The following is a 25808-nucleotide window of genomic DNA, read 5'->3' as shown; positions in this document are numbered from 1 at the left end:
CAGGTCGCCCTGACGGCAATGCCGGCTCTGGGCGGTTGGGTGCGCCTGCCGGGAGGCAAGCGGCAAGACCGGTCCATATGCGTGTCCGAACCGATCACGCGGATGGAGCCCCCGTCACGTCGCTATAATTCAGGGATGTCCGGACCTGCCGCATCGGTGTCACGCACCGTCACTTCTTCCATGTCCTCGAATTCCTCTTCCCGCTTCCAGGTCGCCGTCGTCGGCGGTGGCATTGTTGGCAAGGCCTGCGCGCTGCTGCTGGCGCAGCAGGGTATGCAGGTGGCGCTGGCGGCGCCCCGGCCCGCCGCTGAGGGGGCCCGCCGGGGGGACGATGACTGGGATGCCCGCATCTACGCGTTTTCCGCCAGTTCGCAGGCGCTGCTGGAGCGGCTGCGTGTCTGGGAGGCGCTGGACCCTGCTCGTGTGCAGCCCGTGCGCGACATGCGTGTGTTTGGCGATGAGAGCGCTGCCGAGACCGATCCCTCGCTCGATGGGGATCTGCATTTCTCGGCCTACGCCGCCGCCGTGCCGCAGCTCGCGTGGATCGTCGAATCTGGGCACGTCGAGCGCGTGCTCGATACCGCGCTGCGATTCCAGCACCAGGTGAAATGGTTCGACGACACGGCCACCGGACTCGAGCGCGACGTCGACGGTGTGACGCTGACGCTGGCCAGCGGCGCGCAGGTTCGCGCCAATTTGCTGGTGGGGGCTGACGGCTCCCGGTCCTGGGTGCGCCAGCAATGTCATATCGGCACCACGCAGCGGCGGTATCGGCAGCTTGGCGTGGTGGCCAACTTCCAGTGCGAGCTGCCGCACCAGGAAACCGCCTGGCAATGGTTCCTGGGGGCGCCGGAGAAGTTGATGGCTGACGAGGAACCGGCCAACGGCGAAATCCTGGCGATGCTGCCGTTGCCGGGCAATCGGGTGTCGATGGTGTGGTCGGCCGATGAGGCACACGCCCACGACCTGCTCGCGTTGTCGCCCGAGGCGCTGGCCGCGACCGTGGCCCAGGTCGCCAGCGGCGCGGTGGGCGCCCGCTTTGGCGCGCTGCGCTGCATCACGCCGGCGCAGGGCTTCCCGCTGGTGCTGCAGCGCGCCGAGCAGTTCGTCCAGCCGCACGTGGCGCTGGTCGGCGATGCCGCGCACGTGGTCCATCCGCTCGCCGGGCAGGGCATGAACCTGGGTTTGCGCGATGTGGTGGAACTCGGGCGGGTGATGGCCGACAAAGAGTCGTTCCGTTCGGAAGGGGATTTGCGCCTGTTGCGCCGCTACGAGCGCGCGCGCGCTACCGATCTGCTGTCGCTGACCGCCGCCACGGACGGCCTGCACCGGTTGTTCTCGCTGCCCGGCACGCCGGCGCGTGTGGTGCGCAATCTGGGGATGCGGGCAGTGGGCAGCCAGGGGCTGATCAAGCGGCTTCTGATCGGCCACGCGCTCGGGTGATGCAAGCCGGAAGCGGCGAATCCACAAACGAGCCACAAACGAGCCACAAACCAGCCCATTAACGATTTACCATTCACGAATAAGCCGACACACTGACCGGCGCATCGTTTTCCTGGAGTCACTATGTTCCAAATGTTCCGCCGCCGTTCCGCCCGCTTCGCCGCCATCGCGGCTCTGGCTAGCGGCGTGGGCGCCGCCGGCTATGCCCTGCACGCGCTGGCCGCGGACGAGCCGGGTACGGATCGCATCAAGGCGTCGATCCAGAAGATCCTGGGTAGCCGCGCCGAGGTCAAGAGCGTGACCAAGGCGCCGGTGCCAGGCCTGTACGAAGTCAACGTCAGCGGCCAGCTTGTCTACACCGACGCCACCGCTCGCTACATCATCAACGGCGAACTGATCGACACCAAGACCAACACGAACCTGACCGAGGAGCGTCTGGCCGAGTTGAACAAGATCAAGTGGTCGGATCTGCCGCTGTCGCGCGCCATCAAGTGGACCAAGGGTGACGGCAGCCGCACCGTGGCGGTGTTCTCGGACCCGAACTGCGGCTACTGCAAGAAGATCGAGCAGACCTTCCAGCAGATGGACAACATCACGGTCTACACCTTCCTCTATCCGGTGCTGTCGCCGGATTCCACGGTGAAGGCAAAGCAGGTGTGGTGCTCGGCCGATCGCACCAAGGTCTGGCGCGACTGGATGCTGAACCACGTGGCGCTCACGGGCAACGGATCCTGCAAGACGCCGGTGGATGAGAACCTCGAGCTTGGCCACAACCTGAACATCACGGGCACGCCAGCGGTGTTCTTCTCCGATGGCACGCGAATCCCTGGAGCCGCCGACGCGGCCACGCTGGAACGCAAACTCGCCAGCCTGAAAAAATAAACCCGACGCCGGACCCCATCCGGCTGTATGAAGCGGCCGGTTGCTACCGGCCGCTTTGCATTTCCGCGCCCCGGATTGATTTCGAAAACGACGACGAAAACGGAGACACCATGACCTTCCAGGCCCTGTTGCTGACCCAGACCGATGGCACGACGCACGCGGAGATCGCGCGGGTCGATGAGAGCCAGTTGCCCGCCGACGGCAACGTGCTGGTCGAAGTCGACTACTCCACGATCAATTTCAAGGACGGACTGGCGATCACCGGCCGTTCGCCCGTGGTGCGCAAATGGCCGATGGTGGCCGGCATCGACGGCGCGGGCACCGTGCTGCAATCGGCCGACCCGCGCTGGAAGGCCGGCGACCGTGTGGTGCTGAACGGCTTTGGTGTCGGCGAGACGCATTGGGGCTGCCTGGCCCAGCGCGCGCGGCTCAAGGGCGAGTGGCTGGTCCGCCTGCCCGACGCGTTCACCACGCGCCAGGCCATGGCAATTGGCACGGCGGGTTATACGGCGATGCTGTCGGTGCTGGCGCTCGAGCGCGGTGGCGTGAATGGACCTGTGCGTCCCGGCGATGGCGATGTGCTCGTGACCGGCGCATCGGGCGGGGTGGGCTCGGTGGCGATAGCGGTGCTGTCGAAGCTCGGCTATCGCGTGACTGCATCGACGGGAAAGACGTCGGAGGCCGACTTCCTGCGCGCGCTGGGTGCGTCGGAGGTAATCGACCGCGCCGAACTCGGCACGCCAGGCAAGCCGCTGCAGAAGGAGCGCTGGGCGGCCGTGGTCGACTCCGTCGGCTCCTATACGCTCGTCAATGCCTGCGCCCAGGTGCGGTACGGCGGCGTGGTCACGGCATGTGGACTGGCGCAGGGCATGGATTTTCCGGCTTCAGTGGCACCGTTCATCTTGCGTGGCGTGACGCTGGCCGGCATCGATAGCGTGATGGCGGCGATGCCGCTGCGCGAAACCGCGTGGAAGCGTCTGGCGCAGGATCTGGCGCCAGACCGGCTGCAGGCCATCACGCGCGAGATCCGGCTGGCGGAGGCCATCGACGCGGGACGCAAGATCGTCGATGGCGGCATGCGCGGACGCGTGGTGGTCAACGTCAACCGCTGAAGGCGGCGGTTGCCGCGCACTGGCGTCCCGGGCCGGTCCGGGACGTGACGCTACAATCGTGACCATGACGCCGATCCGCTACGCCATCGCCCCGCTTCATCCGGAAGCCCACCTGTTCGCCGTCACCGTGACGGTGGATGTTCCCGATCCCGCTGGCCAGGTCTTCACGCTCCCTGCGTGGATTCCGGGCAGCTACATGATTCGCGACTTCGCCCGCAATATCGTCCGCATACGGGCCGATGCGGGCGACGTGGCGGTGCCGCTGACCAAGCTCGACAAGCAGAGCTGGCAGGCCGCGCCGCTGGCGGCGGATGCCGGGCCGCTCGTGGTCAGCTACGAGGTGTACGCGTGGGATTTGTCGGTGCGTGCCGCGCATCTCGATACCACGCATGGCTTCTTCAATGGCAGTTCGGTGTTCCTGCGTGTGGTCGGGCAGGACGATGGTCCGTGCCTGGTCGATATCCACGCGCCCGCGGGCGAAGCCTATGCCGACTGGCGCGTTGCTACGGCATTGCCCGAGGCGCGCGGCCCCGGTGGCGCGCGGCGCTACGGCTTCGGACGCTACCAGGCTGCCGACTACGATGAACTGATCGACCATCCGGTGGAGATGGGCACGTTCGCGCTGGCCAGCTTCCGCGCCTGCGGCGTGCAGCATGACGTGGTCTTTACGGGCAAGGTGCCGCAGCTTGACCTGCAGCGTGTCTGCCGCGACCTGAAGAAGATCTGCGAGGCGCAGATCAAGCTGTTCGAACCGCGCTCGGCCCGCGCGCCGATGCTCGACAGCAACCGCCGCTACGTGTTCATGACGATGGTCACGACCGACGGCTATGGCGGTCTGGAGCATCGCGCCAGCACGGCGCTGATGTGCGCGCGCAACGACCTGCCCGCGCGCGGCGACAGCGAGGCCAGCGAGGGGTATCGCACCTTCCTGGGCCTGTGCAGCCACGAGTATTTCCACACCTGGAACGTCAAGCGGATCAAGCCGGCGGCATTCGTGCCCTATCAGCTCGAGAGCGAGACCTACACGCCGCTGCTCTGGCTGTTCGAAGGCTTCACGAGCTACTACGACGATCTGGTTCTGGTTCGCACCGGGCTGGTGACCGACCAGCAGTACGTCGAGATGCTGGGCAAGACCTGGAACGGCGTGCTGCGCGGCAGCGGCCGCACCAAGCAGAGCGTGGCGGACAGCTCGTTCGATGCCTGGACCAAGTACTACCGCCAGGACGAGAATGCGCCGAACGCCATCGTCAGCTACTACACCAAGGGCTCGCTGGTGGCGCTGGCGCTGGACCTGACGATCCGCGAGAAGACGCGTGGCCGCAAGTCGCTCGATGACATCATGCGCGCGCTATGGCAACGCTACGGGCGCGACTTCTACGCACCGGGCGCCGCGCAGCGCGGCGTGACCGAGGCGGAGGTCTACGCGCTGTTCGATGATGTCACTGGCCTGAAGCTCGGCACCCTGCTGCGCGCGCTGACCGAGGGCACGGGCGAGATCGGACTGGTGCCGTTGTTCCGTGCGTTTGGGGTCAAGGCGGAAGTCCAGAAGCCGGACGGCACGGCCGCGCTCGGCATCAAGACGGCCAAGCAGGACGGCTGGGTGCGCGTGAGCCAGGTGCTCGACGGCGGGGCGGGGCAGAAGGCCGGGCTGTCGGCGGGCGACCTGCTGGCCGCCGTCGACGGGCTGCGCGTGGCGCCGGGTCAGCTTGAAAAGCTGCTCGGGCGTTACCGGGCAGGTGATCGCGTGGAGCTTCACGTGTTCCGGCGCGATGAACTGCAAGTATTGCCGGTGACGCTGGCGCGCGAGCCGGCGGTGCAGTACAAGGTGTCGGTGGAAACGGGCAAGCATGTCGGGAGAGCGCGCTGGCTCGGCCAGTAACCTGCCAGCCACCCTACCGTCGCCGCCCTGGCGACGGCAGGGCTCCCCTTTGACCCGGCCGACCCGGCATTTGTAATCGCCCCCCCATGGAATACGCGCACGATCCCCGCACGTTCCTCTACTCGCACTACATCTACCGTGGCCTGCGCTCGGCCACGGGGGTCATCGGCATGACGCTGCTGGCCATGCAGTTCATGGACCTGCCCAGCGCGATGGTCGTCTCGATGGGCGCGCTGTGCACCAGCCTGATGGACCTGCCGAGCCCGCTGAACCACAAGTTCAACGAGATGCTGGCTAGCGTGCTGCTCTGCACGGCGGTGACCGTGGTGGTGGCGCTGGCCACGCCGTTTCCGCGCGTGATGCCGTTCGTGCTGGTGCTGGTCACGTTCCTGGCCGGCATGATGACGGTCTACGGCAACAAGACCATGCCGTTGCAGTTCTCGATGCTGTTCGTCATGACGCTGACGATCAACGAGGAATTTGTCGTGCGCACGGCCTTGTCTCACGCGGGACTGTTCGGCGTGGGCGCGCTGGGCTACTTGCTCTATGCGATCAGCGTGGCCTGGTTCATGGAACGCCGCACGCGGCAGCAGATCCTGGCGGAGTCGCTCTACGAGATGGCGGCCTACCTCGACATCAAGGCGGGGTTCTACGACGCTGGCACCGACTACGACGAGCTGTTCAACCGGCTGGTGCGCCAGCAGATCGTGGTGGCTGAGCGCCAGCAGGCCGCGCGCGACATGGTGCTGCGCGGCAACAAGACACCGTTCGATGGTCTGCTGGTGCGGGTGCACCTGCGCATGCTGGAGCTCTACGAGTATCTGCTGTCGACCAATACCGACTATCCGCTGCTGCGGCAGACGTTCGGCGGCACGCCGGTGCTCGACGCGTTGCGCCGGCTCGTGCTCGGGCTCTGCAAGGACCTCGAGGAAATCGCCTACGACATCACGCGCGGGCGGCCGTCGTACAGCGCGTACGACTACGCGGCGGACCTGCGCGCGGTGGAAAACGAGATCGCCCAGCTGCGCCACCTCAATGTGTCGGCCACGGCGATGACGGCACTGGTCGATACCTTCGACATGATTCGGGGCGCGGTCACGCTGATGGGGCAATTGCACGAGGCTTCGCGCACGCCGGTGGAGCCGGCTCAGGTGCTGCCCGGTTCGGACATGACACCGTTCCTGACGCGCCAGAAGTACGAACTGGGCGTGGTGCTCGACAGCCTGAACTGGCGCTCGCCGGCGTTCCGGTTCGCGGTGCGCATCACGCTGGCGGTGGGGACCGGGCTATTCCTGGGCGAGCACTTGCCGTACGCGTCGCACAGCTACTGGATCCTGCTGACCATCGTGGTGATCCTGAAGCCGAACTTCAGCATGACCAAGCAGCGCTACAACGATCGTCTGATCGGCACGCTGATCGGCTGCATCATCAGCGTCGGCATCCTGCACTGGATTCATGCGCCGCTAGTGCTGCTGGGTGTGCTCTATCTGGCGCTCGTGGCCAGCGCGGCGTTCTCCACGATCAAGTACCGCTACACCGCGATTGCCGCCTGTGTGCAGGTGCTGATCCAGATAAACCTGCTGATTCCGGGCAGCCAGACGGTGGTGGGCGAGCGGCTGGTCGATACCGTGATTGGCGGGATTATCGCGTCCGTGTTCAGCTTCGTGCTGCCGAGCTGGGAGTACCGCGCCATTCCGAAGCTGGTGGAAAACGTGCTGCAGGCCAACCGTCGCTATATTGCGGCTACGCGGGATCTGCTGCTGCGCAAGGCGCAGGACGACTTCGCATACCGCGTGCAGCGCAAGCAGTTCATGGATGCGCTGTCGGCGCTGATCTCGTCGTTCCAGCGCATGCTCGACGAGCCGCGCAGCCGGCAGCGCGCGGTGGATAACCTGAGCCGCTTCATCGTGCAGAACTACCTGGTGGCCGCGCATGTGGCCGCTGCGCGGATCCAGGTGCGGCAGCACTACGGCGAACTGGATGTGCCCGCAGCCGAGGCCTCGATCGAGCAGGCCACCGAGGCGGCCGTGCGGTCGTTGACGCTGGCCAGCGAGCGGCTGGCGGGCCAGGAACGGCATGGGGCGCGTGGCGCGGGATTCATCCGCACACCGACGGAGGCGGCGGTGGCCGGCGTGGGCATGGTCCATCAGAGTGCGCCGTCGTCGGCCACGGATACCACGGAGGACGATGCGAGCGAGCGCCGCGCGCGTATCGCGGACTCGGCGGACCGGCGCAAGGCCGAGGTGCTGGCGCAGGCCGCGGCGGCCGGCGAGATCGGTGCGGCCGAGCCGATTCAGCGATCGCAGGACCAGCGTGCCGAGTCCACCGCGAGTGCTTCCGGGCGTGCGGCCAATGCGGTGCTGGAGCGCCGCCTGCGTGCGCTGCGCGAGGACGCAGCGAAGATCGCGCTGCGTACCGGCGCGATCGGCCGGGCAATCCGGACGCCGTGGAAGGGCTGATCGAACGGAATCGCGACGGGCTTTCTCTCCTTTCCCGTGTTGCGGGAGAGGAGAGAAAGCCTGCGGCATTGACTCGGACCTACGCCTTCCCAGTCGCCCCGGCTTCCTCCACGTCGGGCAGCTTGAACACGCCACTGTTGAACGAGTAGCCGTAAACCTCGCCGTACCGGCCCCAGTCGATCGCGATCGTCAGCACACGCTGGGCCTCATCCGGCTTCAGGAATGCTTGCATCTCGCGCAGGACGGTTTCCTCGCCAACCTCGCCGTCCTCGCTCTCTTCCAGTTCGCGCCGGATGTGAGCGGCCAGCGCCACGTGGCTCAGCAACTGCTTGCCGAACACGACCTTGCGTTCGGAGGGCTCGGTCTCGTAGTAGCTGCGGCCGAGCGCCGTCGATGTGATATCGCCGCGCTCGATGGTCGCCAGCCCCAGCAACTGCATGGCCTCGCAGGCCGGCAGCAGTTCGTCGTCGGTCAGCCCGGCTTCGTCGGCCAGGTGCGGCAGGTCGGCGCGGCCGAAGAACGGCGATTCGTGCAGCAGGTCGAGAATGGCCTCCATCTGGCTGATGTCGGCTTCTGGCAGGCGGTAGCCGATCTGCTGCGCGGCAGCCATCGCAGGCACGCGCGGCCCCAGCGCGGCCGGCGAGGTCATCAGCGTGTAGACCTCATCGATCAGCGCGCGCACCTGGGCGCTGTCGCGATTGCGTGGGCGCGCGAAGGGCACCCGCACCTCGGCGCGCACGCGCCCCGGGTCGCTCGACAGGATCACGATCCGGTCGGCCATCATCACCGCTTCCTCAATGTTGTGCGAGACGATCAGGATGCTCTTGATGTTGGCGCGACCCGACTCCCACAGGTCGAGCATTTCATCGCGCAGCGTTTCGCCGGTCAGCACGTCGAGCGCCGAGAACGCCTCATCCATCAGCAGCAGGTCCGGCTGCGTCACCAGCGCTCGGGCTATGCCCACACGCTGCCGCATGCCGCCGGACAGTTCACGCGGCAACGCGCTGTTGAAGCCTGAGAGGCCGATCATGTCGATGGCCGCTTCGGCGCGCCGCGCGCGTTCCGCCTTCGGCACGCCCTGCGCTTCCAGCCCAAGTTCCACGTTCTGCTGCACCGTCAGCCACGGAAACAGCGCGAACGACTGGAACACCATGGCGATGCCTTCGGCCGTGCCGACCAGCTTCTGGCCACGGAATCGCACCTCGCCACGGTCCGCGCCGACCAGGCCGGCCATGATCCGCAGCAGCGTCGATTTGCCGGAGCCGGACTTGCCGAGCATGGCGACGATCTCGCCTTCACGCAGCGTGAGGTTGACGCCTTCGAGCACGGCGCGATCGGTGTGGTCGGCGGTGCGGAATACCTTGCCCACGCCATGCAGTTCGATGACGGATGGGGCCAGTCTGGATGGGTTGTCGTGCAGTGCCATCGTGCGAATGTCAGAGTCGGGTGCGCAACTGCGCGAGATCGTAGAGGCGGTTCCAGAGCAGCCGGTTGAAGCCGACCACAAACAGCGCCATCACGCCGATGCCGAGTGCGATGCGCGGGAAGTCGCCCCGCGCGGTCATTTCGGCGATGTAGCTGCCAAGGCCGGTGGCCACGAGCGTGCGATCGCCCCAGGTCACGTATTCCGAGACGATACTCGCATTCCAGGACCCGCCTGCGGCCGTGACCAGTCCGGTCAGCAGGCTCGGGAACACGGCGGGAATCAGGAAGCGGCGCCACATCAGCCAGCCCTTGAGCCCAAAGTTGCGCGCGGCCAGCCGCAGTTCGGTGGGAATGCCGGAAGCCCCGGCCACCACGTTGAACAGGATGTACCACTGGGTGCCGAAGATCATCAGCGGGCTGAGCCAGATCTCGGGATTGAGCCCGAACCTGACGATTGCCATCACGGCCAGCGGGAACATCAGGTTGGCCGGAAAGGCGGCCATGAACTGGGCGATCGGCTGGGCGATGCGCGCCACGGACGGGTTCAGGCCGATGCGGATGCCGATCGGCACCCAGATCAGCGCCGCCAGCGCGATCAGCACGATCACGCGCGTCATCGTCAGCACGCCAAGCCACAGCACGTGCGCGGCCTCGCCCCAGCCCACCTCGCTGTGCACGAAGTGCACCACGCGATAGAGCGCCGCCAGCGCGATGACGATGATCACCGTATCGCGCAGGCGCTCGAGCCAGGGGCTCCAGCGGGCTGGCGCGGCGGGCAGTACCACCATGTTGCGGTGGCGGGCGCTCCACGCCAGCGTGCGTCCGCCGAGGCTGGCGGTCCACTTGAGCAGTGCATGGACCCATGCGGAACGGCGCAGCAGGTCGAGCAGCCAGGACTGGGGCATGGTGTCCTGCGCCAGCGTTTCGAAGCGGAAGCGGTCGGCCCAGGCCACCAGCGGGCGGAACAGGAACTGGTCGTAGATCAGGATGCCGACCAGCATCGCCACGATGGCCCAGCCGATTGCCGGCAGGTTCTGCTGCTGGATCGCCAGCGCGATGTACGAGCCGATGCCGGGCAGGCGGATGTCGTGGCCGGATACCGAAATGGCTTCGGAAGCGACCACGAAAAACCAGCCGCCAGACATCGACATCATCATGTTCCACAGCAGGCCGGGCATGGCGTACGGCACTTCGAGCCGCCAGAAACGCTGCCAGGGCGAAAGCCGGAACATTGCCGCGGCTTCGATCAGATCGCCGGGGATGGTGCGGAACGACTGATACAGGCTGAAGGCCATGTTCCAGGCCTGCGACGTGAAGATCGCAAAGATCGCCGCGCATTCCACGCCGACCAGGCTGCCGGGGAACAGGGCGATGAAGCCGGTGACCGTGATCGACAGAAAACCGAGCACCGGGATCGACTGCAGGATGTCCAGCGCCGGCACCATCACTTTCTCGGCGGTGCGATTGCGCGACGCGATGGCCGCGAAGGCGAACGAGAACAGCAGCGACGCCGCCAGCGCCGCCAGCATTCGTATGCTGGTGCGCATCAGATAGTAGGGCAGGCTGGCGACGTCCAGCTGCACGGATAGCGCGTCGCCAGGCTGGTACGGCACGACCATCTGCTTGGCCGCAAAGGCCACGATGACGATGACCGCGAGGATGATCGGCAGCAGTGCGAAGTCGAACCGGTTTGGGGGCGCAGTCAGCAGAGGGCCGACGTAGCCGGGTGCGGGTTGGTTATCTTGCGTTGGTGGCATGGGCACGGCCCTTCGTTTCGGAACCGCCGTAGCCTCTCCATCGATCCCTCGCCCGCAAGCGGGGAGGGCGGCCAACACCGCGCAATTCCAACGCTGTCGGTTCGCGCCCCTTTCTCGCAGGCGGGAGAGGGGCTGGGGGAGAGGGCAAAGGCATCGTATGCTGATGACCTAACGCCCAAGCGGGCCAGGTAGTGTACCTAGAGACGCTATCAAAATGATTCTGGCGTTGTTGCGTGGCCTTGCCGTACTACTTGCACTGTCTGCGGCCACGCGTTTGGCCAGAGCTGTTTCGCTTCATTTTGATGGCGCCCCTCAGTATGGAAGCAAATCATGACAACCACGACGGAAACCTGGCAATTGTTCGCCCACGGCCGTGTGCAGGGTGTGGGCTATCGTGCCGCATGTGCGGACCGGGCGACATCGCTCGGTCTGGGTGGGTGGGTGCGCAACCGTGTCGACGGCAGGGTGGAGGTGCTGGCCAGCGGCCCGCGCGAGCGCCTGGAGGCGCTACGCGTGTGGATGGAGGCGGGGCCGCCCGCCGCGCAGGTGTCGAAGGTGGAAGTGGCTCAGGCGGCGCCGCAGCTGTTCGATCAATTCGACTGGCTGCCCACGGCCTGAGTGATCGCTTGAGCGGCGGCCTCCTGCTTGTCGGCCCGGTCGGCCCGGTCGGTCAGGTCGGTCAGGTCGCCTGCCAGTCGATACCGCCACGGCCGTGGCGTTCGAGCCAGTCGTTGGCCTGACGGAAATGGCCGCAGCCCAGGAAACCCCGGTGCGCTGACAGCGGTGACGGATGCGGCGCTTCCAGCACGCAATGCGTCTGGTCTTCGAGCAAGGCGCGCTTGGCCTGCGCGTGGCTGCCCCAGAGCAGGAACACCAGGTTCGGCCGCGATGCCGCCAGTGCGTGGATCACGCAGTCGGTCACAGCTTCCCAGCCGCGCTTCGCATGACTGGCGGCCTGTCCCTGCTCGACTGTCAGTACCGTATTCAGCAGCAGCACGCCCTGACGTGCCCAGCCTTCCAGATTGCCCGACGCACGCGTCGGCGCCACGCCGTATTCCGCGCCGATTTCCTTGAAAATGTTGCGCAGGCTCGGTGGCACCTTGACGCCCTCGGGCACGGAGAAGGCCAGCCCGTGTGCCTGCGGGATCTCCAGCCCATCCACGACGCCAGTGCCGTGGTACGGGTCCTGGCCAAGGATCACGACCTTGACCGCGTCCGGCGGCGTCAGGTGCAGGGCATGGAATACCGCGTGTGGAAACACCGGCTTGCCCGCCGCGCGTTCTTCGTCGACGAACGCGCACAGCGACGACCATTCGGCCTTGCCCACGCATGGCGCGAGCAAGGTTCGCCAGGCGGCGGGCAGGGCATCGGCCTGCTCCTGCAGGCTGACGGTCTGGGGTGTGGCGCTGGAAGTTTCCGGCGTGTCGGGCGCAAACAGGTCGGCTTGCATCAGGATGGGGTGGTGAGACGGTAGCCGCGCGCGGCCTTGCTGAGGTCCGAAGGGGTCAACGGGGCGATGTGGGCGAGGCGCAGGGCGAATGCGCGCAATGCGGCTTCGACATGGCGTTCGTCAGCCCCATCGCGCGGCAGCCATTCCAGTTCGAGTTCCTGGATGCGCTCGGTCCGCGACGTGCCGGGGGCGCTGATCGCACCGGTGTCGAGCGCGGCCTCGATGCGCTCGCCATCCTGTTCGACAATCCAGGTGCGGCGGGCGAAGTCGGTCCGGAATACCGGAGCGAGCCGGTCTGCCAGCGGCGTCAGCACGGCGCGGGCATCGTCGGGGAAGCACGACAAGTCGATGGCCTCGCCCGCGACTGGCGTTTCCCATTCGTGGCGGGCAGCCAGGCCGGCGGCGCTGTGGCCGGCGGTCTTCAGCGTTTGCAGCCACTGCTCGCCCTTCCTGCGCAGGCGCAGCGCCGCGCGGGCTTGCGCCAGATCCCGGGTGGGGGTGTCGAGGTAGACGTTCAGCAACGTCAACTCGCCACGTGGCTGCCCGTTGGCGTCGAGCCAGGCCGCCACCGCGGCAAGCGCGGCGTCGGGCACGGCCAGTTTCAGTTCGATCTCGATGCCCATGTGGGAATCACGAGAACAGGCGGGCCAGTTCCACGCCCGGCTCCGGCGCGCGCATGAACGCTTCGCCGACCAGGAAGGCATGGACGTCGGCGTCGCGCATCCGCTTGACGTCGTCGGGCCCGAGGATGCCCGATTCGGTTACCACGAGCCGGTCAGCCGGCATGCGCGGCAGCAGGTCCAGCGTGTTGTCCAGCGAGACCTCGAAGGTGCGCAGGTTGCGGTTGTTCACGCCCAGCAGCGGCGTCTTCAGTCGCAGCGCGCTATCGAGTTCCTCGCCGCCGTGGACTTCCACGAGCACATCCATGCCGAGTTCGTGCGCGCACGCTTCCAGCTCGGCCATCAGGCCGTGGTCGAGCGCGGAGACGATCAGCAGGATGCAGTCGGCGCCCCAGGTGCGGGCTTCGTAGACCTGGTACATATCGACCATGAAGTCCTTGCGCAGCGCCGGCAGCGGGCAGGCGCCACGCGCGCGCTTCAGGTACTCGGCATGACCCTGGAAGAAATTCACGTCGGTCAGCACGGACAGGCAGGCCGCGCCATGGGCGGCGTAGCTTTCGGCGATGGCCTCCGGCACGAAGTTTTCGCGCAGCACGCCCTTCGACGGCGAGGCCTTCTTGACCTCGGCGATCACGCCGGCGTTGCCGGCCGCGATCTTGTCGCGCAGTGCGCGCTCGAAGCCGCGCGGGGCCATGCCGGTTTCGTGGCGCAGGCTCTCGGCCTCGGCGCGCAGGCTCGGCAGGTCGCGCTTCTTGCGCGCGGCTGCCACCTCATCGGCCTTCACGGCCAGGATCTTTTCCAGGATGTCGGACTTGGCTGACATGGGGGCTCACTTGAATTGCTGGGTGGCGCGCACGAACTGGTCGAGCTTCTCGCGAGCGGCGCCACTGGCGATGGCTTCGCGCGCGCGGCGGATACCATCCTCGATCGAACTGGCCACATTGGCCGCGTAGAGCGCGGTGCCGGCGTTCAGCGACACGATTTCGCGCGGGGTGCCGGGCACATCGCCCAGCGCTTCCAGCAGCATTTCCTTCGACTCGACGGCGTCTGCCACCTTCAGCCCGCGGTTCGAGATCATCGACAGGCCGAAGTCTTCAGGATGGATCTCGTACTCGCGCACTTCGCCGTCCTTGAGTTCGCCCACCAGCGTTGCCGCGCCGAGCGATACCTCGTCCATGCCGTCCTTGCCATAGACCACGATCGCATGTTGCGCGCCCAGGCGCTGCATCACGCGCACCTGGATGCCGACCAGGTCCGGATGGAACACGCCCATCAGGATGTTCGGCGCATCGGCGGGATTGGTCAGGGGGCCGAGAATGTTGAAGATGGTGCGCACGCCCATTTCCTTGCGGATCGGCGCCACGTTCTTCATGGCCGGATGATGGGTCGGGGCGAACATGAAGCCGATGCCGGTCTGCTCGATGCACTGGCCTACCTGCTCCGGCGTCAGCATGATGTTCACGCCCAGCGCCTCGAGCACGTCGGCGCTGCCGGACTTCGACGACACGCCACGGTTGCCATGCTTGGCGATCTTCGCGCCAGCGGCAGCGGCGACGAACATCGACGCGGTGGAAATGTTGAACGTGTGCGAACCGTCGCCGCCGGTGCCGACGATATCCACGAAGTTCTCGCGGTCCTTGACGATCACGTGATTGGCGAACTCGCGCATCACCTGTGCCGCCGCCGAGATCTCGCCGATCGTCTCCTTCTTGACGCGCAGGCCGGTCAGGATGGCGGCGGCCATCACGGGGGACATCTGCCCCTGCATGATCTGCCGCATCAGGTGCAGCATTTCGTCGTGAAAGATCTCGCGGTGCTCGATGCAGCGCGTCAGTGCTTCCTGCGGCGTGATGGACATGGCGGATTCTTGGGCAGAGTGTGCGGCGAAAGCGGAAAAATCGGTGCGCCTCATCGTGGCGCCTTGATGAAGTTGGCCAGCAGCGCATGGCCGTGTTCGGACAGGATCGATTCCGGATGGAACTGCACACCCTCGACGGCCAGCGTCTTGTGGCGCACACCCATGATCTCGCCGTCCGGCGTCCAGGCGGTGACAGCCAGGCAATCGGGCAGCGTTTCGCGCTCGATGGCCAGCGAATGATAGCGCGTCACGTCGAAGTGTTTGGGCAGCCCGGCGAAGACGCCTTCCTGCGTGGTCTCGATCGTGCTGACCTTGCCGTGCATCACCTGCTTGGCGCGGATCACCTTGCCGCCGAACGCCTCGCCGATGGCCTGGTGGCCCAGGCACACGCCCAGCAGCGGAATCTTGCCCGCGAAGTGTTGCAGCACGGGCACCGAGATGCCGGCCTCGTGCGGGCTGCACGGTCCCGGCGACACGCAGATGTGGTCGGGCTTGAGCGCTTCGATTTCCTCGATCGTGATCTCGTCGTTGCGGAAGGTCCGCACGTCGGCACCTAGTTCGCCGAAATACTGCACCAGGTTGTAGGTGAACGAGTCGTAGTTGTCGATCATCAGCAGCATGTTCGTTTCTCCTGTTCCTGGGCTCAGAGGTCGGCGTCCAGACCGTCCTGGACCTGTTCGGCGGCGCGGATCACGGCGCGTGCCTTCGCTTCGGTTTCCCTCCATTCCGCTTCGGGGTCCGAATCCGCCACGATGCCGGCCGCGGCCTGCACGTAGAGATTGCCTTCCTTGATCACACCGGTGCGGATGGCAATGGCCAGATCCATCTCGCCACCGAACGACAGGTAGCCCACGGCGCCGCCGTAGATGCCGCGCTTGCGCGGTTCCAGTTCATCGATGATTTCCATCGCGCGCACCTTCGGCGCGCCGGACAGTGTGCCGGCCGGGAACGTGGCGCGCAGCACGTCGAGGTTGCTGATGCCGTCGCGCAGCGTGCCTTCCACGGAACTGACAATGTGCTGCACGTGCGAGTACTTCTCGATCACCATCTTGTCGGTGACCTTGACCGAACCCGTTTCCGCGATGCGGCCGATGTCGTTACGGGCCAGGTCGATCAGCATCACGTGCTCGGCGATCTCCTTCGGATCGTTGAGCAGTTCCGTGGCCAGTTGGGCATCGCGCTCGGGGGTGCTGCCGCGTGGGCGGGTGCCGGCCAGCGGGCGGATCGTGACGATGCGGGCATTCTGCGTGTCGCCGTTGGCCTGGGTGCCGCCGACCTTGCGGGTCTCCTGACGCACCAGGATTTCAGGCGAGGCGCCCACCACCTGGAAATCGCCGAAGTTGTAGAAGTACATGTACGGCGACGGATTCAGCGAGCGCAGCGCGCGGTAGAGCGACAGCGGCGAGTCCCGATACGGCTTCATCAGGCGCTGGCCCACCTGCACCTGCATCATGTCGCCGGCCATGATGTATTCCTTGGCCTTGTGCACGGCGGCCAGGTAGTCGGGCTTGGCGAATTCGCGATAGACCTCGGTCAGCACGGAGGGGCTCGTCACCGGCACATCCACGGGCTGGCGCAGCTTCATGCGCAGTTCGCGCAGGCGCTGGCGGGCGCGGGAATAGGCTTCCGGCGTGGTCGGGTCGGCGTAGACGATCAGGTAGAGCTTGCCGGACAGGTTGTCGATGACCGCCAGTTCCTCGCACAGCAGCAACTGGATATCGGGCAGGCCGAGGTCGTCCGGCATCTGGGTGTCGGCCAGCTTCTTTTCGATATAGCGGACCGCGTCGTAGCCGAAGTAGCCGGCCAGACCGCCGCAGAAGCGCGGCAATCCGGGGCGCAGCGCCACCTTGAAGCGGCTTTCGAACTCGGCGATGAAATCGAGCGGGTTGCCTTCGTGTGTCTCCACGACCTTGCCGTCGGTGACCACTTCGGCACGGTGCCCGTAGGCGCGCAGCAGTGTGCGGGCATGCAGGCCGATGAACGAGTAGCGGCCGAAACGCTCGCCCCCGACCACCGATTCCAGCAGGAACGTGTTCACGCCACGCGTTTGCGACTGGGCCAGCTTCAGGTACAGCGACAGCGGGGTTTCCAGGTCGGCCAGCGCCTCGGCGATGATGGGAATGCGGTTGTATCCCTGGTCGGCCAGCGATTTGAATTCCAGTTCGGTCATGTCGATCCTCTTCTTGCGGCGCCCGCCACGATGGTCGGGTTCAGGCGGCGCCGCGTGTGTCGTCGGCAGGGGGAGGGCTGGAGAAGTTGCGGCAACCCGCCCCGGGAGCGGACCGTGTAGCACACGCGTTTGACGCACGCGCGCACACGGCCGAAGGCGTGGCGTGCGGCGCGTTCATGAGCTAACCGTAGCACACAGGCATCTGGGCTACGGCGCTGGCGGAAGGATCTGCCGGAGACGTCGGTCGACAGTGAATCTGGACCGGGCCGGCGGAGCTTGGGGGGGTGACTGCGGCGGACTTAATAAGTCCCGATGTATCCCCGCAAGCCCGTCAGGAAACTCGCGAACGCACTTTACGCCTGTTCAAAGGCGCGCCAGCGACGCCAGGGCCAAGCCTGCCGATCACTGCCAAGAAAGTTGCGTTTGCGGTTGAGGAACATTGAATGGTGTTCAGCCGGGTTTAGCGGTGTGTTGCCCGATGTGCGGCAAGAAGCGCAGCCACGCGGGCAATGTCGGGGACTATACCATCGGCGTCGACGTCTTGTACAGGATTGCCATGGTTGTAGCCATATGGCATCAAGAGCACTCCCATGCCCGCCGCACGAGCCGCCCGCGCATCATTTTCGGAGTCGCCGATGGCCAGCACGGCCTCCGGATCGACCCGGAATGCCTCGGCCACCTTGAGCAGCGGATACGGATCGGGTTTGCGCAGGGCGAACGCGTCGCCGCCGTAGACCAGGTCGAAATACTGCGCCAGGCCGGTACGGGCCAGCAGCGGTTCGGTGAAGTTCCACGGCTTGTTGGTCACGCAGGCCATGCGCAGGCCCATCGCCTTGAGCGCCGCCAAGCCCTCGCGGACATTCGGGTAGACGTTCGAAAACTGGCCGTTGATCCGCACGTACTCGCGGTCGTACAGCGCGTAGGCATCAGCGAACAGCCCGTTGGCGTGCAGCGGCGAGAAACGCGCGTCCAGCACGCGGCGGATCAGGTTCTCCGACCCCTTGCCGACGAAGCTGACAATGTCCTCCTGGGACATCGGCTCGACCGGGCCCAGGTTGGGATGCTTGTGCGCCAGGGCCAGCAGCATCGCGTTGACGGCGGCGTGAAAATCGCCGGCGGTGTCGACCATGGTGCCATCGAGGTCGACGATCACCGCCCGGATGGCGTGCCAGTCCGTGCGGCGCAGTATTTCGAGACTCATGCGCGTGACTTCCCTGCCTGATTACTTGCCAACCGTGGCCAGCTCGGCGCGCAGCGCGCCGATGACGCCCTTGTAGCCACCGTCGGCATCCGGCTTGCCGAATACGGCGGAGCCCGCCACGAACGTGTCCGCGCCCGCCGCGGCGATCTCGGCGATGTTGTCTACCTTCACGCCACCGTCCACTTCCAGCAGGATCTGGCGGCCCGTGCGCGCGGTGTACGCGTCGATGCGCTGGCGCACGGCGCGCAGCTTGTTCAGCGTCTCGGGAATGAAAGACTGGCCGCCGAAGCCCGGGTTCACGGACATCAGCAGAATCACGTCCAGGCGGTCCATCACGTGGTCCAGGTAGTGCAGCGACGTGGCCGGGTTGAACACCAGGCCGGCCTGGCAGCCGTTGTCGCGGATCAGCGCGAGCGAGCGGTCGATATGGTCGCTGGCCTCGGGGTGGAACGTGATGATGTTGGCGCCGGCGCGGGCAAAGTCCGGGATGATGCGATCCACCGGACGTACCATCAGGTGCACGTCGATCGGGGCGGTGACGTGCGGGCGGATCGCCTCGCAGACCAGCGGCCCGACGGTCAGGTTGGGCACGTAGTGGTTGTCCATCACATCGAAATGGATCCAGTCCGCGCCGGCTTCGGTGACGCGGCGCACTTCCTCGCCCAGGCGGGCAAAGTCGGCGGACAGGATGGACGGGGCAATGCGGAAGGTGGGGCTGCTCATGATATTCGGGCGGGCTGAAGGCGGAATGGGCGGTATTTTACGCCGGTCGGGCCCCCGGAGTCGGGACGGACGCCTGGCCGGGCCGCTTGCCCCTGCCATGGCCTTGCCGCACAATGCGCAACACCCGGCCGCCGCGCGGCCTGCCGACCCTTCTTACCACGTCGATACATGAGCGAGTACGCATTTTCCGTGGCCGTGCGCACGCAGTACATGCCGGACCAATCGGACCCAGACCGTGGACGCTACGCGTTCGCCTACACCATCACGATCCACAACACCGGCGAAGTCGCCGCGCAGCTGATCTCGCGCCACTGGATCATCACTGACAGCGACAACTCGACGCAGGAAGTCTCTGGCCTGGGCGTGGTCGGCCATCAGCCACTGCTCAAGCCGGGCGAGCACTTCGAGTATTCGAGCTGGGCGACGATCTCCACCCCGGTGGGATCGATGAAGGGCGATTATTTCTGCGTGGCCGAGGACGGCCACCGTTTCGAGGTGCCGATTCCCGAATTCGCGCTGGTGCTGCCTCGAATGCTGCACTGAACCGCCGCGCGGCGGGAACTAGGCCTCGGGCGGCGTGTCTGCATCCGTCGAGGTCTGCTTGGCGCGGGACGGATGGTCCTCCGGCGCGCGCGTGGGGCGCGGATTCTTCTTGGCGGTGCTCATCGTCCAGACCACGATGAAGATCAGCAACAGCAGCGCCACGCCGGCTTCGGCGGCAAGTAGCAGGGTAGGGTGGTTTTCGAAGAACTGGCTCATCGCAAAGGGGTCAGTCGACGGATCGGGTTGAGATTGTAGGACATGCGCGGGGTTGTGGACTGTCTGACCGCCGGCCGTGTCCGCGAAGAATGGACAAGATGGCAAATCAGTATTCCCTGCGCGCGCCCCGCGCGTCGTCGAGCAACACTTCCTGGCGCGGCTGGCTTGCCCTGACGGGCGCTGCCGCGCTACTGGCCGGCTGCATGAGCGGTCCGCCCCCGCGTATCGAAGGTCCGGGCGGCGTCCCGGGCGGGAAGGCACCTGCGACCTCCTCCGCGGCAGGCCGGTTGCAACCGGCAAGCTGGACGGAAATCGGTGGCTGGAGTCAGGACGACGTGCGTGCCGCCTGGCCCGCGCTGCTGGCGAGCTGCCAGGCGCTGAAAAAGCGCGCCGACTGGAACCGCGTCTGCGCCGTTGGCCTGATGGTGGATGCCGGCGATCTCGTGGCGATGCGCACGTACTTCGAAACCAACTTCCTGCCATACCGCGTGGTCAACGTCGATGGGACGGACAACGGGTTGATTACCGGGTACTACGAGCCGATCCTGCACGGCTCCCGCACGCGTCAGGGTGCGTATCAGATCCCGCTTTATCGCCGGCCGCCGCAACTCGGCAAGGGCATGTTGCCGCCGCGCGCCGAGCTGTTGCAGAACCCCGCGATGCGTGGCAGCGAACTGGCCTGGGTGGATGATCCGGTCGAAGCCGCGTTCCTGCAGATCCAGGGCTCCGGCCGCATCCGCATGGCCGATGGCACGATGATGCGTGTCGGCTACGGCGGTACCAATGACCAGCCGTTCCGCTCTTTCGGCAAATGGCTGCTCGACCGTGGCGAGATCACGCCGGCGCAGGCCACGATGCAGGGCATCAAGGCATGGGCGCGCGCCAACCCGGGACGCGTGGACGAAATGCTCAACGTCAATCCGCGCTTTGTGTTCTTCCGCGAATTGCCGCCGACCAACGAAGGACCGGTGGGCGCGCTGGGCGTGCCGCTTACGGCGGAACGCTCGATAGCAGTTGATCCCGCAACCATCCCGCTTGGCGTGCCGGTTTTCCTGTCGACCACACGGCCACTTTCCTCCGAGCCGATTCAACGTCTGATGTTCGCGCAGGACACGGGCTCCGCCATCAAGGGTGGCGTGCGCGCGGACTTCTTCTGGGGCGCAGGCGACGCCGCCGGCGAGACCGCCGGCCGCATGAAGCAGGGCGGCAGGATGTGGGTCCTGATGCCGCGCAGCTGACGTCATGTTACCGGCGGGCTACATACAGCAATGCCCGCCGTTCGAGTTAGTTCCCTGACACGTAGCAGGGTTATTCTCCTGCCCCGTTCCCCGCGTTGACTCGTGTCAATCGCGATGCAGTTCTTCTTCCCCATGATTGGAACATCTGTCGCGCGCCGCGCTCCACGCACGGTGCCGCAGCACAGCATTCCCCACTCGCTAATGAAAAATCATGAAAGCGAAATCATGGATGTTCCCCGCACTGGCGGCCATGCCGCTCTTCTTCTGGAGTGCGCACGGTAGCGCCCAGACGGCGCCGACTCAGAATCCCGAGCCGAAGCTGACTGCGGAAGAATTCAACCACGCCAGGCAGATCTATTTCGAACGGTGCGCAGGCTGCCATGGCGTGCTGCGCAAGGGCGCTACGGGCAAACCGCTGACACCCGACATCACGCGTGCCCGTGGCACCGAATACCTGAAGACGTTCATCAAGTACGGCAGTCCGGCCGGTATGCCCAACTGGGGCACCTCGGGCGATCTCACCGATCCCGAGGTCGACCTGATGGCGCGCTACATCCAGCTCGATCCTCCGACACCGCCGGAATTCTCGCTGGCCGACATCGAAAAATCGCGCAAGGACATCGTGCCCGTGGCCAAGCGGCCAACGCGCAAGATGAACAACTACAACTTGCAGAATCTGTTCTCGGTCACGCTGCGCGATTCCGGTGAGGTCGCGCTGATCGACGGCGACAGCAAGCAGATCATCAATATCGTCAAGACCGGCTACGCGGTGCACATCTCGCGCATGTCGGCGTCCGGGCGCTATCTGTACGTGATCGGCCGCGATGCGCGTCTGAACCTGATTGACCTGTGGCTGCCAAAGCCCGACAACGTCGCGGAAGTAAAGATCGGCCTCGAAGCGCGTTCGGTGGAAACCTCGAAGTACAAGGGCTACGAAGACAAGTACGCCGTGGCCGGCTCGTACTGGCCGCCGCAGTACGTGATCATGGAAGGTGACACGCTCAAGCCGCTGAAGGTGGTGTCCACACGCGGCATGACCGTCGACAACGAGTACCACCCCGAGCCGCGTGTCGCATCGATCGTTGCCAGCCATTTCCGTCCCGAGTTCGTCATCAACGCGAAGGAAACCGGCAAGATCCTGATGGTGGATTATTCGGATCTGAAGAACCTGAAGACCACCACGATCGATTCCGCCAAGTTCCTTCACGACGGTGGTTTCGACTCCACGGGTCGCTACTTCCTGGTGGCCGCGAACGCATCGAACAAGATCGCTGTCGTGGATACCAAGGAAGACAAGCTGGCCGCGCTGGTCGATGTCGGCAAGACCCCGCACCCGGGACGTGGCGCCAACTTCGAGCATCCGAAGTTCGGTCCGGTCTGGGCCACGAGCCATCTCGGTGACGAGACCATCAGCCTGATCGGCACCGACCCCATCAACCATAAGGCGCAGGCTTGGAAGGTGGTGGAAACGCTCAAGGGTCAGGGCGGTGGCTCGCTGTTCATCAAGACCAATCCGAAGTCGCACAACCTGTGGGTGGATACGCCGCTCAATCCCGACGCGAAGCTGAACCAGAGCGTGGCGGTGTTCGATACGCAGAAGCTGGAAGACGGCTACAAGGTGCTGCCGATCGCCGAATGGGCGAACCTGAAGGGCGAAGGCGCGAAGCGTGTGGTGCAGGCCGAGTACAACCAGGCCGGTGATGAAGTCTGGTTCTCGGTCTGGGGTACCAAGGATGGCGAGTCCGCGCTGGTCGTGGTCGATGACAAGACCCGCAAGCTCAAGGCCGTGATCAAGGACCCGCGTCTGATTACCCCGACGGGCAAGTTCAACGCGCACAACACACAACACGACGTCTATTGATCAGCGGAAGGAGAATTCGCATGCATCCGTCTACAGTTATCGCCGCCGTGGCACTTGCTGCCGCGCTGCCGGTTACCGCGTTTGCCAGCCAGGAACTTGCCACAAGCAAGAACTGCATGGCTTGCCACAGCGTCGACAAGAAGCTGGTCGGCCCCGCCTACAAGGACATCGCCGCGAAGTACAAAGGTGACAAGGCGGCTGCTGCGCAGCTTTCTCAAAGCATCCTGAAGGGAAGTAGCGGAAAGTGGGGCCCGATCCCGATGCCGCCCAATCAGGTCAGCGAGGCGGAAGCCAACACGTTGGCCAAGTGGGTGCTAAGCCTCTGATCCATGTTCCGACTCTCCCGCTTCATGGAGGCGCTGCGCGACGGGGGGTCGGTCCCCCCGCCGCGCCGTGCCAGTGGTCCCGTGGTGATCTGGAATCTGGTGCGGCGCTGCAATCTCAACTGCAAGCACTGTTATTCCACATCTGCCGATACGGATTTCAAGGGCGAGCTGTCGACCGGCGAAGTCATGGCCGTGCTCGACCAGCTCAAGGCGGCGCGCGTGCCCGCGCTGATCCTGTCCGGTGGCGAACCGCTGTTGCGGCCGGACCTGTACGAGATCGCCGCGCGTGCGCGCGAACTTGGATTTCATCTCTCCCTGTCGTCGAATGGTACGTTGCTCGACGCGGCACACGCTGCGCGGCTCGCTGCGGCAGGGTTCGACTATGTCGGCGTGAGCCTGGATGGCATCGAAGCCACACACGATCGCTTCCGTCGCATGAATGGCGCCTTTACCCAGGCGATAGCCGGGCTGCGCATCGCGCGCGACGCCGGCCTGCGCGTGGGTGTGCGCATGACGCTGACCGAGGCCAACGCGGCCGAGCTGCCTTCCGTGGTGGCCCTGGCCGAAGCCGAAGGCATCGACAAGTTCTATCTGTCCCACTTCAACTACGCCGGGCGAGGCCGCAGCCATCGCGACGACGACGCGCGCCACGCGGGTACACGCGCGGCGGTCGAGTGGTTGTTCGAGCATGTCTGGGCACGCGCGCAGCAGGGTAGCGCCGGGGACTTCGTCACGGGCAACAACGATGCCGATGGCGTGTTCCTGTTGTACTGGATTGCGCGCCAATGGCCCGAGCGCGTTGCAGACATGCGCGAGCGACTGGTCAACTGGGGCGGCAATGCCACGGGTGTCGGCGTGGCCAATATCGACAACCTCGGCAATGTCCACCCGGACACGATGTGGTGGCAACTCTCCCTTGGCAACGTGCGCGAGCGCCCGTTCGGCGAGATCTGGGCCGACCGCAGCCATCCGCTGATGCGTGGCCTGGCCGCCAGGCCGAGACCGTTGCAGGGCCGATGCGCGACCTGCCTGCATCGTGACATCTGCAACGGCAACACGCGCGCACGGGCCTACGCGGTCAGCGGCAATCCGTGGGCGCAGGACCCAGGCTGCTATCTCTCAGACGCGGAGATCAGTGCGCAGCCCAATCTGGAGACAATGACATGAAGCACGCGATTCTCTGGACGTGCATGTTTGCTTCATTCGCCGCCAGCGCGGAGACGACTATCGATCCCGCCAGCATCTACAGCAGTCACTGTGCGGCGTGCCATGGCGCCGATCGTCTGGGCGGCATGGGCCCGGCGCTGTTGCCGGAAAGCCTGGAGCGGCTGCGGCCCGACGACTTGCTCGACGTGCTGCGCAACGGTCGTCCGGCCACGCAGATGCAAGGCTTCTCCAAAGAACTCGGAGATGCCACGATCAAGCAGATGGCAACCTGGCTGCGCTCCGCACCCGCGGCCACGCCGCGCTGGGAGCAGGCGGACATCGAGGCATCGCGCATCGTCTATCACGCACCCGGCACGCTGCCGGACCGGCCCGTTTTCAGTGCCGATCCTTCCAACCTGTTTCTGGTCGTCGAGGCCGGGACGCATCACGTCAGCGTGCTCGACGGCGACAAACTCGAACCGATTCACCGATTCACCACCCGGTTCGCGCTGCACGGCGGGCCGAAGTTCAGCAGCGACGGACGCTATGTGTACATGGCGAGCCGCGATGGCTGGGTCAGCAAGTACGACCTCTGGAACCTGAAGCTCGTGGCCGAGATCCGCGCCGGCATGAATACGCGCAATCTAGCGGTCAGTGAAGATGGCGAGTGGGTGATGGTCGGCAATACGTTGCCCCAGACGCTGGTGCTGCTGCGCGCGTCGGACCTGTCGCTGCAGCGCATCTATCCGGTTACGGGCGCGGGTGGCAAGTCCTCGCGCGTTTCAGCCGTTTACGACGCCGCGCCGCGAGGGTCGTTCATCGTCGCGCTGCGCGATATTCCCGAGGTCTGGGAGATCCCATACACCGGCAAGAAGACGTTCGAGCCACGCGTGATCGAACTCACGGACGTGCTCGACGACTTCTTCTTCGATCAGCCGTATCGCCACATTCTTGGCGCCTCGCGCACGGCCACGGGTCAGGTGATCGATCTCGACGCGGGCCGGAAGGTGGCAGACCTCGCGCTGACCGGCATGCCACATCTTGGTAGCGGTATTACGTGGAAGCGCAACGGCCGCGAAGTCATGGCATCCCCGAACCTGAAGCAGGGCGCGATCAGCGTGATCGACATGCAGTCCTGGAAGACCGTGGCGACGATCCCGACCAATGGGCCGGGCTTCTTCCTGCGTAGCCACGAAGCCACGCCATACGCATGGGCCGACGCGATGATGAGTCCGAAGCGCGACACATTGCAGGTGATCGACAAGCAGACACTCGCCATCGTTGGCAGTGTCACGCCGTCTCCGGGACGCACCGCGGCGCACGTGGAGTTCACCCGTGATGGTCGATATGCGCTGGTCAGCCTGATGGAAGCCGATGGGGCGATCGTCGTCTACGACGCCAGGACGCTGAAGGAAGTCAAGCGACTGCCGATGGACAAGCCGATCGGCAAGTACAACGTATTCAACAAGACTACGCGCTCGTCTGGCACGAGCCATTGA

The 25808-nt window shown here is 65.6% G+C and carries 23 protein-coding genes; 12 read left to right on the top strand and 11 right to left on the bottom strand.

Features of this window, described 5'->3' with window-relative positions; translation table 11 throughout:
- Positions 1–18 precede the first annotated feature (18 nt).
- The 5 genes from K6G35_RS14380 to K6G35_RS14360 all read left to right on the top strand — a co-directional run bounded on the left by K6G35_RS14380 (position 19) and on the right by K6G35_RS14360 (position 7775).
- Entirely contained in the window at positions 19–1443 is a 1425-nt protein-coding gene (locus K6G35_RS14380) for a UbiH/UbiF family hydroxylase (RefSeq protein ID WP_495676356.1), read from the top strand.
- Between the two features lie 123 nt (positions 1444–1566).
- Entirely contained in the window at positions 1567–2325 is a 759-nt protein-coding gene (locus K6G35_RS14375; protein ID WP_008648688.1) for a DsbC family protein, read from the top strand.
- 110 nt (positions 2326–2435) lie between these two features.
- Entirely contained in the window at positions 2436–3437 is a 1002-nt protein-coding gene (gene acuI, locus K6G35_RS14370) for an acrylyl-CoA reductase (NADPH) (RefSeq protein WP_495675874.1), read from the top strand.
- A gap of 64 nt (positions 3438–3501) precedes the next feature.
- A complete protein-coding gene (locus K6G35_RS14365; protein WP_024570343.1) occupies positions 3502–5316 on the top strand; it encodes a M61 family metallopeptidase in 1815 nt (604 codons plus the stop codon).
- An 86-nt stretch (positions 5317–5402) separates the two neighbouring features.
- Positions 5403–7775, top strand: a complete 2373-nt coding sequence (locus tag K6G35_RS14360; protein ID WP_186426432.1) for an FUSC family protein — start codon at positions 5403–5405, stop codon at positions 7773–7775.
- Positions 7776–7854: 79 nt separating this feature from the next.
- On the opposite strand, the gene K6G35_RS14355 is transcribed toward K6G35_RS14360, so the two are convergent.
- Together K6G35_RS14355 and K6G35_RS14350 are read right to left on the bottom strand one after the other, a co-directional pair.
- On the bottom strand, positions 7855–9201 hold the full coding sequence (locus K6G35_RS14355; protein ID WP_495675873.1) for an ABC transporter ATP-binding protein: 1347 nt from the start codon (positions 9199–9201) through the stop codon (positions 7855–7857).
- A 10-nt stretch (positions 9202–9211) separates the two neighbouring features.
- Positions 9212–10957 carry an ABC transporter permease gene (locus K6G35_RS14350; RefSeq protein WP_008647147.1) on the bottom strand — a complete coding sequence of 582 codons (1746 nt, stop codon included), beginning with the start codon at positions 10955–10957 and terminating at the stop codon, positions 9212–9214.
- 330 nt (positions 10958–11287) lie between these two features.
- Here K6G35_RS14350 and K6G35_RS14345 point away from each other — a divergent pair, with 330 nt between their 5' ends.
- Complete coding sequence (locus tag K6G35_RS14345) at positions 11288–11575, top strand: acylphosphatase (RefSeq protein WP_008647148.1); 288 nt, start codon at positions 11288–11290, stop codon at positions 11573–11575.
- A 61-nt stretch (positions 11576–11636) separates the two neighbouring features.
- Here the strand turns inward: K6G35_RS14345 and K6G35_RS14340 are convergent, their stop codons facing one another.
- The 8 genes from K6G35_RS14340 to rpe all read right to left on the bottom strand — a co-directional run bounded on the left by K6G35_RS14340 (position 11637) and on the right by rpe (position 18979).
- Entirely contained in the window at positions 11637–12407 is a 771-nt protein-coding gene (locus tag K6G35_RS14340) for a uracil-DNA glycosylase (protein ID WP_035881132.1), read from the bottom strand.
- Entirely contained in the window at positions 12407–13030 is a 624-nt protein-coding gene (locus K6G35_RS14335; RefSeq protein ID WP_011517663.1) for a CYTH domain-containing protein, read from the bottom strand. Before K6G35_RS14335 ends, K6G35_RS14340 begins: the two co-directional genes overlap by 1 nt.
- 7 nt (positions 13031–13037) lie before the next feature.
- Complete coding sequence (gene trpC, locus K6G35_RS14330) at positions 13038–13850, bottom strand: indole-3-glycerol phosphate synthase TrpC (RefSeq protein ID WP_011517662.1); 813 nt, start codon at positions 13848–13850, stop codon at positions 13038–13040.
- Between the two features lie 6 nt (positions 13851–13856).
- Positions 13857–14885 (bottom strand): anthranilate phosphoribosyltransferase, encoded by a 1029-nt coding sequence (trpD, locus tag K6G35_RS14325; protein WP_008647589.1) that lies wholly within the window; start codon positions 14883–14885, stop codon positions 13857–13859.
- Between the two features lie 50 nt (positions 14886–14935).
- The gene (locus tag K6G35_RS14320; RefSeq protein ID WP_008647587.1) at positions 14936–15505 is read right to left on the bottom strand and encodes an aminodeoxychorismate/anthranilate synthase component II; all 570 of its coding nucleotides are present in this window, start codon (positions 15503–15505) and stop codon (positions 14936–14938) included.
- Positions 15506–15528: 23 nt separating this feature from the next.
- Entirely contained in the window at positions 15529–17055 is a 1527-nt protein-coding gene (trpE, locus tag K6G35_RS14315) for an anthranilate synthase component I (RefSeq protein WP_186426430.1), read from the bottom strand.
- Between the two features lie 460 nt (positions 17056–17515).
- The gene (gene gph, locus K6G35_RS14310; RefSeq protein WP_495675872.1) at positions 17516–18256 is read right to left on the bottom strand and encodes a phosphoglycolate phosphatase; all 741 of its coding nucleotides are present in this window, start codon (positions 18254–18256) and stop codon (positions 17516–17518) included.
- Positions 18257–18277: 21 nt separating this feature from the next.
- The gene (rpe, locus tag K6G35_RS14305; RefSeq protein ID WP_008647584.1) at positions 18278–18979 is read right to left on the bottom strand and encodes a ribulose-phosphate 3-epimerase; all 702 of its coding nucleotides are present in this window, start codon (positions 18977–18979) and stop codon (positions 18278–18280) included.
- A gap of 168 nt (positions 18980–19147) precedes the next feature.
- Between rpe and apaG the strand changes: the two genes are divergently transcribed.
- Entirely contained in the window at positions 19148–19522 is a 375-nt protein-coding gene (gene apaG, locus K6G35_RS14300) for a Co2+/Mg2+ efflux facilitator ApaG/CorD (RefSeq protein WP_008647582.1), read from the top strand.
- A gap of 18 nt (positions 19523–19540) precedes the next feature.
- Here the strand turns inward: apaG and K6G35_RS14295 are convergent, their stop codons facing one another.
- Positions 19541–19738: a hypothetical protein gene (locus K6G35_RS14295; protein WP_008647581.1), complete on the bottom strand. Its 198-nt coding sequence runs from the start codon at positions 19736–19738 to the stop codon at positions 19541–19543.
- A 98-nt stretch (positions 19739–19836) separates the two neighbouring features.
- On the opposite strand from K6G35_RS14295, the gene mltA reads away from it, so the two are divergent.
- From mltA to K6G35_RS14270, 5 genes are all read left to right on the top strand, one after another.
- On the top strand, positions 19837–20976 hold the full coding sequence (gene mltA, locus K6G35_RS14290; RefSeq protein WP_200876266.1) for a murein transglycosylase A: 1140 nt from the start codon (positions 19837–19839) through the stop codon (positions 20974–20976).
- Positions 20977–21187: 211 nt separating this feature from the next.
- Positions 21188–22837, top strand: a complete 1650-nt coding sequence (locus K6G35_RS14285) for a nitrite reductase (RefSeq protein ID WP_035881135.1) — start codon at positions 21188–21190, stop codon at positions 22835–22837.
- A 20-nt stretch (positions 22838–22857) separates the two neighbouring features.
- Complete coding sequence (locus K6G35_RS14280; RefSeq protein ID WP_011517655.1) at positions 22858–23163, top strand: c-type cytochrome; 306 nt, start codon at positions 22858–22860, stop codon at positions 23161–23163.
- Positions 23164–23166: 3 nt separating this feature from the next.
- The gene (gene nirJ / locus K6G35_RS14275; RefSeq protein ID WP_035881137.1) at positions 23167–24330 is read left to right on the top strand and encodes a heme d1 biosynthesis radical SAM protein NirJ; all 1164 of its coding nucleotides are present in this window, start codon (positions 23167–23169) and stop codon (positions 24328–24330) included.
- Positions 24327–25808, top strand: coding sequence for a nitrite reductase (locus K6G35_RS14270; RefSeq protein WP_008647574.1), 1482 nt, complete (start codon positions 24327–24329; stop codon positions 25806–25808). Before nirJ ends, K6G35_RS14270 begins: the two co-directional genes overlap by 4 nt.

It is taken from the genome of Cupriavidus sp. HY129, from assembly GCF_059492215.1.
This window is presented reverse-complemented; position numbering and strand designations above follow the sequence as displayed.